1 protein-coding gene and 1 pseudogene are annotated in these 1,480 nt (G+C 34.1%); both read left to right on the forward strand.

What is annotated here, in order from left to right:
* Positions 1 to 224, forward strand: a pseudogene (locus tag ASG31_RS18535) (Vgr family protein); the annotation flags it as partial.
* Between the two features lie 2 nt (positions 225 to 226).
* Positions 227 to 1,480: hypothetical protein (locus ASG31_RS05670; RefSeq protein WP_056029062.1), on the forward strand; the 1,254-nt coding region annotated here is incomplete at its 3' end.

Genomic DNA, 1,480 nt, shown 5'->3' on the forward strand with positions numbered 1-1,480 from the left:
AAAGTGTGGGTGCGATGAAAATGACTTCTGTGTTGGGAGATACGAGTATGTTTATTACGGGAAAACTGACGGAGATGATTGAGGGTGATGTGCATAGTGAGACAAAGAAAGAAAGAACCGAGCTGTCCCATGAAGATATTCAGTTTACTTCGGAGAAAAATATTACAAAAAATGCACAGTCTGAAGTAAAAAATAATAGTGGAGAAATCAGTAAAAATCATTAGCTATGTCTAGGACTCGGATTGTAAAAGGGAAATATATCAAAACAGTTGCAGGGAATTATAATATTTCGGCTGAAGGAAATATAGCCTCATCGGCGGGCGGTCACGTTCAGGAAAAAGGAGATGCGAGTGGAGTTTCTTATGGTATTTTTGAAAGACTAGGTAATGATTTAAATGAAGATTTTGAAATTTCTTTTTCACTTAAAAAAGATAGTGATCATTCAACGTTGGTACCTTTTGGAATATTAGATTTTGAAGGGAGTTATGAAAACGCCAATTTTGCCTTTAACTACTCGTTAATGCTCGGAAATATAGATTCTTTAGAATTTAAAATATTAAACGAAGACGGAAGTACATTATTTCAGATTACCAATTTACCTGAGATTGTTGTGACGGCACGAAGAATTCCTAAGCTTTCAGAGGACATAAAAAATAGGAAGCCGGAATATAATTTTTCTAATCCTGTGAAGGTTTGGGATTGGAAAAGTATATTCAATAATTATAAAACATCAGCTTCAGATTACACAAAAATTGGTTCTTATGTTATATTTTGGGATGGTTTTGACAATAACAATGTTTATGACAGTTCAAAGTTCAACAATAAAAAATTGAAAGCGGTTATTACTGCCAGTAAAAATGGTAAAGAAAAATCAAAAGAAGTTGAGTTTTCTACAAGTTATAGTGAGGTAGAATGGGTTGACGTAAAAATTGATAAGAATAACAAAAAAATTGATACAACATTACGTGTTAATATGACAGATGGTGGAGAAGAGGGACTAAAGTGCTCATCTCATCTTAGCGGAGCGAGGGATGAAACCCATTGGGTAGAGAGTTGCCCTTGGGATAAAATTCCAAAAACCTCATTAATTTCAGGAAAACCACCGATAAAAAGTAGGACAAGAAGTTTTGCAGATTTGGAAAAACTTGCAATTGATGGATTGAATTATCATTGGGGAAGAAATAAAAATCATGTAGCGGCTAAAGATATTAAAATTTCAGGAGAGCCTTTTGAAGTGTTTTTAAATGCAATAAATACAAGTGAAAAATCAATGGATGATATTAGCCTTGTTTACAATACCAATGGTAGTTGGATGCGTTCTGGAAATCCTGGCACCGCAACATGGAATCCTATTTCATGGGTGGGTAACCTTATTTCGAGGGAAGCAGTCTGTTATAATGTAGGGTACATAAAATACTCTAATGGCTGGAATTACGAAAGTGAAAATAATGAAGATATAGAATTTAAAGAAACTTCTGCA

The organism is Chryseobacterium sp. Leaf404 (assembly GCF_001424145.1).
Classification (GTDB): Bacteria; Bacteroidota; Bacteroidia; order Flavobacteriales; family Weeksellaceae; genus Chryseobacterium.